Origin of the sequence: Turicibacter sanguinis (assembly GCF_013046825.1) — a bacterium.
In the GTDB taxonomy this organism is placed as follows: Bacteria; Bacillota_I; Bacilli_A; order MOL361; family Turicibacteraceae; genus Turicibacter; species Turicibacter sanguinis.
Map to the genome: position 1 here is coordinate 2626879 of NZ_CP053187.1, position 13633 is coordinate 2640511.

Annotated in this window: 13 protein-coding genes; all 13 read right to left on the reverse strand. The window is 34.5% G+C overall.

What is annotated here, in order from left to right; translation table 11 throughout:
* Positions 1–25 precede the first annotated feature (25 nt).
* Positions 26–1036 (reverse strand): sugar kinase, encoded by a 1011-nt coding sequence (locus HLK68_RS12760; protein WP_006784706.1) that lies wholly within the window; start codon positions 1034–1036, stop codon positions 26–28.
* A gap of 12 nt (positions 1037–1048) precedes the next feature.
* On the reverse strand, positions 1049–1687 hold the full coding sequence (locus HLK68_RS12765) for a bifunctional 4-hydroxy-2-oxoglutarate aldolase/2-dehydro-3-deoxy-phosphogluconate aldolase (protein ID WP_006784707.1): 639 nt from the start codon (positions 1685–1687) through the stop codon (positions 1049–1051).
* A 24-nt stretch (positions 1688–1711) separates the two neighbouring features.
* Entirely contained in the window at positions 1712–2548 is an 837-nt protein-coding gene (kduI, locus tag HLK68_RS12770) for a 5-dehydro-4-deoxy-D-glucuronate isomerase (protein ID WP_132942715.1), read from the reverse strand.
* 24 nt (positions 2549–2572) lie between these two features.
* Positions 2573–3322 carry an IclR family transcriptional regulator gene (locus HLK68_RS12775; protein ID WP_006784709.1) on the reverse strand — a complete coding sequence of 250 codons (750 nt, stop codon included), beginning with the start codon at positions 3320–3322 and terminating at the stop codon, positions 2573–2575.
* 27 nt (positions 3323–3349) lie between these two features.
* Positions 3350–4186: a sugar phosphate isomerase/epimerase family protein gene (locus tag HLK68_RS12780; protein WP_006784710.1), complete on the reverse strand. Its 837-nt coding sequence runs from the start codon at positions 4184–4186 to the stop codon at positions 3350–3352.
* Between the two features lie 84 nt (positions 4187–4270).
* Positions 4271–5758 (reverse strand): UxaA family hydrolase, encoded by a 1488-nt coding sequence (locus tag HLK68_RS12785; RefSeq protein WP_055165560.1) that lies wholly within the window; start codon positions 5756–5758, stop codon positions 4271–4273.
* Positions 5759–5771: 13 nt separating this feature from the next.
* Entirely contained in the window at positions 5772–7229 is a 1458-nt protein-coding gene (locus HLK68_RS12790; protein WP_006784712.1) for a tagaturonate reductase, read from the reverse strand.
* Positions 7230–7248: 19 nt separating this feature from the next.
* On the reverse strand, positions 7249–8658 hold the full coding sequence (uxaC, locus tag HLK68_RS12795) for a glucuronate isomerase (protein WP_006784713.1): 1410 nt from the start codon (positions 8656–8658) through the stop codon (positions 7249–7251).
* 6 nt (positions 8659–8664) lie between these two features.
* Positions 8665–9060 carry an RDD family protein gene (locus HLK68_RS12800; protein ID WP_006784714.1) on the reverse strand — a complete coding sequence of 132 codons (396 nt, stop codon included), beginning with the start codon at positions 9058–9060 and terminating at the stop codon, positions 8665–8667.
* Complete coding sequence (locus tag HLK68_RS12805; protein ID WP_132942714.1) at positions 9035–10615, reverse strand: glycoside hydrolase family 28 protein; 1581 nt, start codon at positions 10613–10615, stop codon at positions 9035–9037. Before HLK68_RS12805 ends, HLK68_RS12800 begins: the two co-directional genes overlap by 26 nt.
* Positions 10605–11714 carry a glycoside hydrolase family 88/105 protein gene (locus HLK68_RS12810; protein ID WP_055165554.1) on the reverse strand — a complete coding sequence of 370 codons (1110 nt, stop codon included), beginning with the start codon at positions 11712–11714 and terminating at the stop codon, positions 10605–10607. Before HLK68_RS12810 ends, HLK68_RS12805 begins: the two co-directional genes overlap by 11 nt.
* Positions 11715–11832: 118 nt before the next feature.
* Positions 11833–12693: a carbohydrate ABC transporter permease gene (locus HLK68_RS12815; protein WP_006784717.1), complete on the reverse strand. Its 861-nt coding sequence runs from the start codon at positions 12691–12693 to the stop codon at positions 11833–11835.
* A gap of 10 nt (positions 12694–12703) precedes the next feature.
* Positions 12704–13630 carry a carbohydrate ABC transporter permease gene (locus tag HLK68_RS12820; protein ID WP_006784718.1) on the reverse strand — a complete coding sequence of 309 codons (927 nt, stop codon included), beginning with the start codon at positions 13628–13630 and terminating at the stop codon, positions 12704–12706.
* Between the last annotated feature and the right edge of the window lie 3 nt (positions 13631–13633).

The following is a 13633-nucleotide window of genomic DNA, read 5'->3' on the forward strand; positions in this document are numbered from 1 at the left end:
GACTTTTCCCCTTTTCCTTTTATAATTATCGTTTCATTCCAACTGATCCATTACACAGATCTTTAATATCACTGTCATTGGCAATTAAAACATCACCATTAATCGTATGTTTTAAAACACCACTTGCTAATCCATACTCAACCGCTTCAACATAGTTTTGCTCTTCTAAATTTAAAACATTCATTAACCCTGCAACGAAAGCATCTCCTGCTCCAACACGATCCACAATTTCAAAGGTATATTTTTTCGTATAGTGTACAAGCCCCTCAGCTGTGTAACAATACGCACTTAAACTATTTTGATGAGTTGAATGCTGCTCACGCATGGTTCCAAAAATACATTTACAGTTTGAATGATTCATAAAGTGTGTGAAAACACCTTGGCGGTGCGCTTCAACCGTCGCATATTCTTCACCGGTTGTATATCCACCAATGGTTTCAATATCGTATAAACTTGCAAACACGATATGAACATATGGCAACACTTGACGAATCGCTTGAGCAGCTTCTTCAACTGTCCATAGTTTAGCACGGTAATTAAAATCAAAACTAATGATCAGTCCTAAATCAAATGCTTTCTTTACTAAATCAATAGTGAAATTTTTAAGGTCTTCCCCAAGTGCAAGTGTAATTCCACTGACGTGTAAGTGTGTGCGATCCTTTAAAATGTCAGTGAGACTTAATTCATCATATTTGATATTCGCAATCGCTGAGTGTTTACGATTGTACACGACATTTGAAGAACGAATGGAGTGCCCAACTTCAACATAATAGGTTCCTAAAATATCACCACCCATAATCGTAGGTGATAAATCAATTCCATACTGACGAAGCGAGCGGTATGCTGCCACTCCTAATGGATTATTTGGAAGCTTTGTAGCGAACCTTACATCATGTCCAAAATTCGCTAAAGCAATCGCAATATTTGCTTCACTTCCACCATAAGTCACATTCAATGAAGTGCATTGTTCTAATTTATCATGGTTTGGAGGGGTTAAACGTTGCATAATCTCCCCTAAGGTTACAAACTTTTTCATGATATCCCCCTATTATCGACGAGCTTCAGCTACTTTTTGAACGAATTGTTTAGCAAGCTCTGTTACACCTGCATAATCACCATGTTTAGCTGGTGCTGTTAAGTCGCTACCTACTCCAACTGCTACACAACCATTTTTAATCCAACGATCAACATTATCTAAGCTCACTCCACCTGTTGGCATAATGTTTGCTTGTGGAAGTGGTCCTTTAACTGCTTTAACAAAGTCTGGTCCATAAGCACTTCCTGGGAATACTTTAACAATATCTACTCCAGCTTCCATAGCTGTAATGATTTCAGTAATTGTCATACATCCAGCCATGTAAGGAACTTGATATCTGTTACATAATTTAGCTGTTTCTAAATCGAACCCTGGAGATACGATATATTTTGATCCTGCTAAAATTGCAATACGAGCTGTTTCACTATCTAGAACCGTCCCCGCTCCGATTAACATCTCATCTCCAAATTCTTTAACTAATGTTTTAATGACTTCATCTGCATTTGGAACTGTGAAAGTTAATTCGATGGCATTAATTCCACCTGCTAAACATGCTTTTGAAATTTCAATTCCTTGTTGTGCATTTTCTGCACGAACCACGGCAACTACCCCTGTATCTGTTAAGGATTTGATTACTTCGAATTTTTTCATAAGGCACCTCATTTATCCTGTTTATTATTTTAAATCTTTCATAGCAACATGATCCATGTCATCAAATGTGATATTTTCTCCACACATTCCCCAGATGAATGTATAACGGCTTGTTCCAACGCCAGAGTGAATTGACCAACTTGGTGAAATAACCGCTTGTTCATTACGTACGACTAAGTGACGTGTTTCTTGTGGCTGTCCCATAAAATGGAACACATTGCTGTTTTCATCTAAATCAAAGTAAAAATAAACTTCCATACGACGCTCATGCGTATGACATGGCATCGTATTCCACATATTATTTGGCGCTAAAATGGTCATTCCCATTACTAACTGACAAGATTGACAAACAGCTGGGTGAACATATTGATTAATCGTACGTTTATTTGATTCAGCATCTGATCCTAAGTGTACTTTATTCGCCTTTTCTAATGTAATTAAAGTATGAGGATAATGATGGTGAGCCGGTGCACTATTAAAATAAAACTTAGCGGGTTGCTCTTGATTAATTGACTCAAATGTAATCTCTTTAACCCCTAGCCCAATATATAGTCCATCTTGATAATTTAATTCAAATACTTCGCCATCGATGACAATACGTCCAGATCCCCCAATGTTGATAATTCCACCTTCACGACGTTCAAAGAATGAATCAACTCCCATGTCTTTTCCAGCTACTAGTGTTAATTGCTGCTCAACAGGCATGATCCCACCAGCAATGATACGATCGTTGTGAGAATAAGTTAACTGGACTTCATCCGCAACGAATACCTTTTCAATTAAGAAATGTTCACGTAATTCTTCTGTTGTATAATGTTTTACATCATTTGGATGATTTGAATAACGAGTTTCTAATTTCATTTTTAATTCCCCTTTTTGATAAAATTATCCCTGATAGCCAAGTAGCCTTGATATTTTATAAGCAGCTTCTTTTACAAGTTGTGCATCTTGTTCAACATCGTAACCCTCTTTATACAGGCTAACGATTCCGATTGAAGATGACACCACGCCATTATAATCAAAGATTGGTGCAGCAATCGCCATCGTATGCTCCTCATGTTCACGGCATGAAATTGCATACCCTTTAACTTTAACTTGCTGAAGTTCACTTTTTAAAGCAACCTTAGATGTAATGGTATGCTCAGTTAAAGGTAGTAATTGTAATTTCCTGATTAATTCCTCATGATGAGGTGAAAACGCTAAAATTGCTTTTCCAATGGCCGTTGAATGTAAATAAGTTTCATCCCCAATCTCTGGCGTTGCAATGATTCGCTTAGTTGGCTCATGTTTCAGCGTAAATATTAATTTACCATTATTCTCTTTTGCAATAAAAGCGGTATGTCCTGTCTGTAAGCTTAATTGTCTTAAGATTGGATTCGCTGAGTTTAAAAGTAATGAAGTCTTCGAATAAGCAATTCCAATGGCGTATGCTTTGACACCAATGGCATAAGTTTTTAAACGATGTTCTTTAATATATAGCATGTTTAACTCAACTAATGTTTCTAAAATATCAAAGGCACTTGTTTTTGGCATTTCAAGGCGTGTTGCTATATCATTTAATGTCAACTCTTCAGAGGATGACGCAATTAATTCAAGTATTTCAATGGTTCGTTTAGCTGTTCGATTTATTTTCATAAACTCTCCTACGTCCTTTAATAATATTTAAGACTGAAGGAGCTCCAATAAATACTGTTGACTATAAGAAATATCTTCACCCACGACTCCTTCAAAAATAATCGTTGGTTCTTGATCTAATTCTTCTAATTTTGAAAGAAGATATTTATAATCGAGTAATCCTTTTCCTGGTGCTACCTGTCTTATTTGTTGATTTTCGACCATAAAATCTTTGGCATGAACAATTCGAATCTTATCATGAAATAATTCAACCATTTCATCAATTAATCGATGTTGATTTTTATAATTCTCATTCGACAATAAATTGAATAAGTCAAACGTTACCACGGTATTTGGATGATTCAATTCATCAATTAAACGTTTTAAACGACGTGGAGTTGAAATCACATGTTGATACGCCGGTTCAATGGCAAGATAAGTATTAGATTCTTTTGCAACCTCTAAAAGTTGTGAAAAAACACGTTTCACTTCTAAAAAAGCTTCTTCACTACCATTTGATTCATGGAATGTCCACTGATCATCATTATAAGATCCCGTTTCCGTTCCAACTAACGTCGTGTTAAAACAATGAGCTTTTCTTAAATGATTTTTAAAGTTTTCAACGGAATCTTTTACTTTTTCCTTGTCACTATGAATGGGATTAAAATAGGCTCCAAGCATGGCAACTTCGACATGACTCTCATTTAAAAAGAGACTTAACTCCTCAACTAACTCTTCATCTAAAATCTTAGGCATTTGCGTTTGATATTCAATCGCCTTATTTAAAACTAGCTGAATAGAATGAAACCCTTTCTCTACCAATGAATCAACTAAATCCTTAGGTGGTAATGTTCCAATATCATGAGCTCGAATTCCTAATTTCATCGTCTTAATCACCTCCTATTATAACATTTTATAACACCTAAATTAATGAAGTTTTAACATATTTAAGTGTCTTTTTATGGATTGTTATAATGTTACACCTGATTTCCAAATATCAATTTCACGGTGTCCATTAAATTCATTATTTGTCCATTTTCCACTACATACATCGCAAATATAATTAATAAAATCTTCAACGACCTCTTCTGTCGTTGATGCGGTTAACATAGCACCCGCATCAAAGTCAATCCAATGTTTTTTCTTATTGGCTAAGTCAGAATTAGTCGCTACTTTTACCGTTGGAATAAATCCACCGAATGGGGTTCCACGCCCAGTCGTAAATAAGGCTAAATGACATCCGGCACTTCCAAGAGCTGTCACTGCCACTAAGTCATTTCCTGGCCCTTGAAGTAAATTTAAGCCATTATGTTCTAAACGATCCGTATATCTCAAAACATCGACCACTTCAGATGTTCCTGCTTTTTGGGTGCATCCTAATGATTTATCTTCAAGTGTGGTAATTCCACCCGCCTTATTTCCAGGACTTGGATTTTCATAACACACTTGATGGTTTCGTTCATAATACCCTTTAAAATCATTGATTAAATGGACAATTTTATCAAACGTTGCCTCATCTTTAGCACGATTCATTAAAATCGTTTCAGCTCCAAACATTTCTGGAACCTCCGTTAAAACAGTTGTTCCCCCACTTTTTACTAAATAATCAGAGAAATATCCAAGTAAAGGATTTGCCGTAATTCCTGAGAATCCATCACTTCCTCCACATTTTAACCCAACACGTAAGTTACGAAGTAAAGAAGTCGCACGATAATCTTGTTTCATGACCTCATATAACTCATGAAGAATTTTGACACCTGCTTCAATCTCATCTTCAACATCTTGAGCAACTAAGAAGCGTACTCGTTCTTCATCATACTCACCCATTGTTTCTTTAAATGTTGAAACTTGATTATTTTCACATCCAAGTCCAAGTACTAAAACTCCACCTGCATTCGGATGTTTAGCAATATTTTGTAAGATTTTACGAGTTGTCTCATGGTCATCCCCCATCTGAGAACATCCAAATGGATGGGCATATGAGAATACACCATCAATCGTTAGATTATCAACTTCTTTTAAGAAACGATCTTTGATAATTTCAGCTGTCTTATTAACGCATCCAACAGTTGGAATAATCCATAATTCATTACGAATTCCAATATCCCAATTTTTACGATGATAAACGCGAATTTCACGATCCATTAACAATTTATCAGCACGTTTTGATTTAGGCTGGTACTCATAAGATAAACAATCATTTAAATTCGTTTTCACATTCTGAGTATGAACATGAGTTCCCACTTCAATGAATTGGGTTGCATGTCCAATCGCAAAACCGTATTTGACAACATCTTGATTTTCTTCAATCTTTTTGATGGCTAATTTATGTCCTTTTTTGATTTCTTCTTTTACAACGATTGAGTGCTCATCAATCGTTAGTTCGTCACCTGGTTGTAAATTAACCAAGGCAACGACTACATTATCATCTTCATGTAATTTAATAAACGGTCTCATCATATCCCCACCACTAACAAACTTTTTTTAATGCAGTTTCCATTCCATCACTTAAGATGTCTTCAACAATCGCTGTTAATTCATCAGTTAAGTTTGGAATCTCATTTAAATTCATTTCCCAATGATCTTCCATTCCTAAAAATTCAGTCACGACATCACGAACCGTTGCAGTTCCTGCTTCATAACGATTCCAAACATTTCGATAGAATTCTAAGAAATCTGCCTCATCTTGAAGCGCAATGACCTCAGTCCCTCGTTTTCCACGGAAGAACACTAATAAACTTGCCAATGAGAATTCAATGTGTGTTGGGAATTTCCCAAAGCGTTCAACATAATCCAATGCTGTGGGTAATAAACGACTTTTGAATTTTGAAGTTGAATTTAAAGCAATTGACATTAATTCGTGGCGGACACGAGGATTATTAAATCGGTCATAAACTTCTTTGGCAAACTGACGTAACTCATCAGCAGTTAAATAGCGTTCCGTTGCCGGAATCATCTCATCTTCTACCGTATGATTTAAGAAAGTTAACATTAAGTCATCGTTCATTGTTTCTCCAACTGTATCAATCCCATATAAGTAAGAAACAGGAACCATTAACGTATGCAGTCCATTTAAAATACGGACTTTGCGGATTTTGTAAGGTTTAATATCTTTCACAAATAAGATATTTAAGTTGGCTTCTGCTCCTTTTAAAACAGAAGAAATACCATTTCGATCCTCAATCACCCATAAATGGAAGACTTCACCTAGTACCATATTTTTATCTAAATAACCAAATTGGTTTGTAAATTCTTCAATACGTTTAGCAGGATATCCCGGAACAATACGATCAACTAATGTATTGGTGAAGGTATTCGCTTCGTCTAACCATGTCATAAATCCTTCTTCAAGGTGATGAACTTCTGCTAAACGTTTCACACAACGATGTAACTCGTCTCCATTATTATCAATTAATTCGCATGGAACAATGTATAATCCTTTTGTCAGATCTCCATTGAAATGACGATAGCGATGAAGTAAGAAGGCTAACACTTTACCAGGGAATGTTTTAGGTGGTGTTGCTTCAATCGAATCTGATTCATCTAACACAATTCCGGCTTCAGTTGTGTTTGAAATCATTAATTCTAAGGTTTCAACTTCAGCTAATTGTAAATAAGCTTCAAAATTCATATATGGATCAATAAATTCACTAATACTATCAATAATTTGTGATTTTGAAACGAATTCATTATTTTGAACCCCTTCTTGAATCACCGTATATAATCCATTTTGTTCCGCTAATTCTTTCACACGTCCAAAAGGTTGTGGTTGGACAACGGCAATATTTCCATTATATACTCCAGCGTCATTTAATTCTTGAATCATCCAATCGACGAATGCTCTTAAGAAGTTTCCTTCTCCAAATTGAACAATTTTTATCGGTCTTTCTTTTCTATTTGGTAAAATTTCATTATTTAATGCTTTCATTATTGACCCCCACAAACAATTATTTATCTAAATTAAAGAATGATTTTGCATTGTTATAGCAAATATCTTCTACAATTTGTCCTAAGAACTCTACATCATTTGGATATTCCCCATTTTCAACATATTCCCCTAATAATTGACATAATAGACGTCGGAAATATTCATGACGAGGGAATGATAAGAAACTTCTTGAATCTGTTAACATCCCAACAAATTTTGCTAATACACCGTTTGCTGCTAACGCGCGCATTTGATCATTCATTCCATCTTTATGATCGTTAAACCACCATCCAGATCCAAACTGAATTTTACCTGGTGTCACACCATCTTGGAAACATTGCATTAAAGTGACGACTTTATGATTATCGCTTGGATTTAAATCGTAAATAATCGTTTTTGGTAATGCGCCTTTTAAATTTAAACTATTTAAGAATTTAGATAATTTTTGTGTATCTAAAGAGTTATTGATTGAATCATATCCTGTATCTGGCCCTAATTTTTCAAGCATTGTCGTATTATTATTACGTTGTGCTCCAATATGAAATTGCATCACCCAACCACGGTTATGGTATTGTTCCCCAAGGAATAAATAAAGTTGTGTTTTGTATTTCTCAACTTCTTCTTTTGTTAAAGTCGCACCAGACATCGCTTTTTTAAAGATTTCAGCAGCTTCTTCAACTGTTGAATCGGTAAATGCTAAAACATCTACCCCGTTATCGCAGGCTTTACATCCACACTCAACGAAGAAATCCATACGCTCTTCTAATGCTTTAAATAAATCAGATAACTCATGAATGTCATATCCAACTACTTGACTTAACGTTTGAACCCAAGCGGTAAACCAGCTTAATTCAATATTAACCGCTTTATCAGGTCGGAAAGTTGGTAAAATTTGAGCTTTACAAGTTCCTTCTTCTTTAATTAACTGATGATATTTTAAATCATCACATGGATCATCCGTTGTACAAATGACTTCGACATTCATCATATCGATTAATCCACGTACTCGGAAATCTTCCGTTGCTAATAAACGATTACATTCTTCATAAATTTCTTTGGCTGATTTTGCACTCAACGGTGTTTTGATGTTGAAGTAACGTTGTAATTCTAAATGTGTCCAGTGATAAAGTGGATTTCCAATTAAATATGGCATCGAACTAGCCCATGCGTTAAATTTTTCTTCTCCTGATACCTCTTTTCCAGTGATAATTGATTCGTTCACGCCAAGAGCACGCATCGCACGCCACTTATAATGATCTCCTCCAAGCCATACTTCTGAAATATTTGAGAATTTATTATTTTCATAAATTTCTTTTGCACTTAAATGACTATGAAAATCAATAATTGGCATTTTTTTAGCATGTTGGTGATATAAAACTTTAGCCGTTTCATTTTGAAGTAAGAAATCTTCTGTTAAAAATCCTTTCATATCCTTTTATCCCCTTTTTAATTTTAATTCAACTTTCGAGTTTGTAATCACCTCATGCAATCCTGGTTTTCTTGCAAAAATCGGTAAACAAACTAAATAGCAAGAGAAAACTTTTGAGACGTATTCGCGTGTAAACATCGCAAAATAATTTAAATCGGATTCATCATTTGTCACGACTTTACAAAAGACCATTGTTTTTCCAATTGTTGTACGTTCTAACCAAAATAATGATTGAAGCGCAATTGGAATTAATACAATGATACACAGCTCACTAATCGTTAATAATGTAAATGACTCCTCAAACATCCCATTGAGTTGTCCGGCAAGAAATATTCCGAGTGCAGTTCCTCCAATCAGAACAAAAATATCAATAATTTCAGCAATAATTCTCCTTAATAACACCGTCAACTACCACCTTTTTAACATTTTGAATTTGCATTGGATCGCCAATCACATTTTCAAACGTTACATTTTCTAAATTTACTTCAATTATATTGTTTAAAACCATCCCATTTTGACAATAATTAGGAATATCATCCATCATAGCAGGAACTCCTGGCTCTGCCTCTGTTGTGAAATGGAAAACACAATCTTTTAAACTTAACCGTTCAATCGCTTTCTCTGGTAAGCCATAAAAATAAGCCGCTGCAATTTCTGAATGACGACATTTAATATCTTCAAAACAAAAATCACGGATATCTGGTGTTCGATAATCGACCGGTAAAGTTTCCTTCGTCTTAACATATTCACTATGACCATCTGGATCACAGAAATAGAAACAGTTTACCACTAATGGAGTTAGTACCTTCTCCATCTCGATGTGACGGAATGTGACATCTTCAACAATTGCAACCTCTCCACGTCCACGGCGTGTCTTAATTCGAAGCCCACGATCTGTTTCGTTAAATAAACATTGCTCCACTAGAATATGCTTAACACCTCCAGCCATTTCGCTTCCAATAACAACTGCACCATGACCAAAGTTCATACTACAATTTCGAATCGTAATATATTCTGAAGCTCGTTTTAAACGACTTCCTAAATAAATTTTTCCAGATTTGATGGCAATACAGTCATCCCCAACTGAGAAATGAACCCCAAGAATTAAAACACGATGACAAGATTCAGGATCTAATCCATCCGTATTCGGTGAATCTTTGGGATTAATAATTTTTAAATCAATAAACTTCAAATCATCCGAGAATAAGGGATGAACAGTCCAAGAGGGAGAATTTTGTAAGGTAATCCCTTGAACGTTGACATGATGAGAATGAATAATTTGAAATAAACGTGGACGCCAAGCCACATTTCTTACCTTTGGAAAGTCCCACCATCCAATAGATCCATTTCCATCTAATACACCTTCACCAATTAAATTAACATTTGAAACATTAACCCCTTGAATCAATGCTGTAAACGTATCGAGTGGATTCCCTTCCCATGAACCTAAATAATACTCTTCATGATTTGAATTTTTGGTATATCCAGGTAATATTGCACCACTTTCAAATGAGGCACTATATAATAAGGTTGCTCCTTTTTCTAATTCTAACGTTAAGTTAGATTTTAAGAAAATCGTTTTAGTCACATAAGTCCCTTTTGGAATAAAAACTCGCCCATCATCAGGACAAGACATAATTGCGGCTTGAATAGCTAACGTATCATCAGTTATCCCGTCACCTTTAGCATTAAAGTGCTTAACATTTAAACAAATACTTTCTTTTTTTGTATATACCTCTTTTGATAGAGATTCACCTGTTTCTTCATTGATAATCGTGACCATATACGCAGTACTTGGTTGTAACCGATAAATAGAATAAACATTTTGGACTAAATGCTCATCAATTATTTCATCATTTAATTTTAAGGTATACGGTTGACTTGATTTAAAACATGATTGATTTTCAAGTTCTAGTGTTAAACTTGAGGATGTTTGTAAAACAATATTAAAGTTCATCATTTCCACCAACCATTAAATATTCTGCATAGGCCATCATCAGTGGTCCAATTCCTTTTGCTTCATCCGGCACCACTTTTTCTGAAATGTAATACTCAAAACTTCCATCGCGTACAACACCATTAAAACTTCCAAGTCCCGCTACTTCACAAATTCCACCAATATGATACCCAGCTTCGTCCTCATATCCATACACTTCTAAAATTCCTTTTAATGATTTAATTGCCTTTTCTTTATATGATTCATCTAAAATATCCAAACGAACCCCTTTTAAAATTGAATAAATCACCATTGCAGTTCCTGAAACTTCTAAATAATTTCCTTCACGATCCATCGCATCAATCACTTGATACCATAATCCTGTTTTTTCATCCTGATAAGGTAAAATATCATCGATACTCTCAACAAACATGTCAATTAATCCCTTATAATATTCAAAAATTGTTTCGCTCATTTTATCGATCGAATCAATTAATGCCATTAATAGCCATCCTTCTGCACGTAGCCAGTAATTTTTAGACAATCCCGTTTCTTCATCACACCAGAACATTGATTTCGACTCATCCCATGCATGATAATATAATCCGCATTCTTTATTACGGTGTGTTTTATACACTTCCATGAATTGTTTATAAATATCTTCATACTGTTGTTTTCCATTAAATACCGTTTCATATTCGGTAAAAAACGGTAATGCCATGTACAGCCCATCTAACCATACTTGATGTGGGTATCGATTTTTATGCCAGAAGTTACCACTATTTGTTCTAGGATGTGTTCTTAATTGATCCATTTGATGTTCGATGGCTACTTTATATCGCTCATCATTTGTTTTTTCATAAGCAAAGAATAAAACTTTTCCAGCATTTACGTGATCAATGTTATATTCTGATGAATTATACCCTTTTAAATTCCCCTCTTGATCCACGAATTCATTTAAATAAGCTTGTATATAATCCCAATAAAACTCATCATTTGTTGCGATATATAAGTCTTGTGCTCCCTTTAAAATGACACCATCTTCATAGCACCAAAATCCCTTATATGGTTTAAACTGATTAATATAAGATTTAAAATATGTTTCTAATTGCTTCAACATCCTCACATCCTCCAACTTTAGATAACCCTGGTTTGTTTTTTTGTGAAACTTTTCTTTTTATTCTAATAAAAGATAAATAACTAATGACCGAAGTCATTAGTTATTTATGGTTAATAAACTATTCTTTTGAACCTGTTGATGCAATACCGTCAATGAAATATCCTTGTGCACAATAGAATAAGATAATTGAAGGGATAATTGACATTAATGACATTGCGAAAATATTTCGATATTGAACAGCTGAATCTGTGTTATCCATTGCTAAACGCATCGCAATTGATAATGGATACTTGTCAATACTTGAAATATAAATTAACGGTCCTTGGAAATCATTCATTCCCCACATAAATGTTAATAATGCTACCGTAACAATTGTTGGTTTCATCACTGGAATTAAGATGTGAACTAATGTTTGGAATGAGTTACATCCATCCATTTTAGCTGCTTCATCTAACTCTTTAGGAATGGTACGCATAAATTGAATTAACATGAAAACAAAGAATGAGTTAGTTGCAAATGCACTATCTAACCATAAAGGAATATGTGTATCTAATAAATTAAGATCACGCCAGAATAAGTATAGAGGAATACGGAAAATAACATCTGGCATTAATAAAGTCCCAATTACCATCACAAATACAAACTTTTTAAATTTAAAGCTACGGCGTGTTAAAACATAAGCCGTTAAAATGCTTGAAACAACTGTGAAAATTGTTCTTGGAATTAAATATTTCATTGAGTTCATGAAATAATATCCTAAGTTAAATGGTGTATTTGTTTTCCATCCATTTACGATTGATTCCCAACCATTTTGAATATCTTTTGGCCAGAATGCTGCTGACGTAAAGATTTCTGTGTTTGTTTTAAAGATTGCTCCTACAAGCCAAAGCAAAGGGTACATCATGAAGAATCCAACGATTGCGAGGACCATGAAACGTACTGTTGCATTGATTTTTTGTTTTGAAAGACCTTTCACCATACTCATCTCCTTAATCGTTATAATGTACCCAATAATTTGAGCTTCTGAATACTACCGCTGTTAATGCCATAATGATAATGAACATTACCCAAGATGCGGCAGAGGCATATCCCATTTTAAAACTACTAAACGCATTTCGGTAAATGAAAAGGTTTAATAAGTAAGTTGAGTTTAATGGACCTCCATCAGAAATTAAGTAAGCTGAGTTGAACTCTTGGAAAGACTTAACTAATAATTGAACCGCGTTAAATAAAATAACTGGTGTAATGGATGGAACGGTAATCGCAAAGAATGAACGCCATTTTCCTGCTCCATCAATTGAAGCTGCTTCATATAAAGATTGTGGAACATTTTGAAGTGCTGATAAGAAGATTAACATAACTGATCCAAACTGCCATGCTTTTAATAAACTTAAAACAATAATCGCATAACGTGTATCTGTTAACCACATCACTGATTCTAACCCCACTAAATTTAAACAAGCATTGATAACTCCATCATTACCAAAAATAAATTTCCAAACGATTGAAACGGCAACACTTCCCCCAAGAATCGATGGAATATAATAAGCGGTACGGAAGAAGTTAACCCCTTTAATTTTAAAGTTTAAGATGTATGCAATAAATAATGCAAACACAAGTACTAACGGTACCGTTAAGAAGACATATTTGAAGGTAACCATTAATGATGTTTTGAACAATTCATCTTCCATTAATAAGTAACGATAGTTTTCAAATCCAATAAATTTTGGTGCACGAATCAAGTTGTTTTGTTGTAAACTCAAAACTAATGCATCGATGAATGGATTTAATTTAAAAACTAAGAATCCAATTACCCACGGTAATACATATAAATAAGAACTATTAAACTTAAATTTCTTTTTTACTTTCGCCTCATTTTTGATTGTGCTATTCGCAACCTTTTTTACATTTTCCACCTT

Coding starts and splice junctions, on each gene's coding strand:
- HLK68_RS12760 (WP_006784706.1), bottom strand. CDS start 1,036: ATGAAAAAGTTTGTAACCTTAGGGGAGATTATGCAACGTTTAACCCCT.
- HLK68_RS12765 (WP_006784707.1), bottom strand. CDS start 1,687: ATGAAAAAATTCGAAGTAATCAAATCCTTAACAGATACAGGGGTAGTT.
- kduI (WP_132942715.1), bottom strand. CDS start 2,548: ATGAAATTAGAAACTCGTTATTCAAATCATCCAAATGATGTAAAACAT.
- HLK68_RS12775 (WP_006784709.1), bottom strand. CDS start 3,322: ATGAAAATAAATCGAACAGCTAAACGAACCATTGAAATACTTGAATTA.
- HLK68_RS12780 (WP_006784710.1), bottom strand. CDS start 4,186: ATGAAATTAGGAATTCGAGCTCATGATATTGGAACATTACCACCTAAG.
- HLK68_RS12785 (WP_055165560.1), bottom strand. CDS start 5,758: ATGAGACCGTTTATTAAATTACATGAAGATGATAATGTAGTCGTTGCC.
- HLK68_RS12790 (WP_006784712.1), bottom strand. CDS start 7,229: ATGAAAGCATTAAATAATGAAATTTTACCAAATAGAAAAGAAAGACCG.
- uxaC (WP_006784713.1), bottom strand. CDS start 8,658: ATGAAAGGATTTTTAACAGAAGATTTCTTACTTCAAAATGAAACGGCT.
- HLK68_RS12805 (WP_132942714.1), bottom strand. CDS start 10,615: ATGAACTTTAATATTGTTTTACAAACATCCTCAAGTTTAACACTAGAA.
- HLK68_RS12810 (WP_055165554.1), bottom strand. CDS start 11,714: ATGTTGAAGCAATTAGAAACATATTTTAAATCTTATATTAATCAGTTT.
- HLK68_RS12815 (WP_006784717.1), bottom strand. CDS start 12,693: ATGGTGAAAGGTCTTTCAAAACAAAAAATCAATGCAACAGTACGTTTC.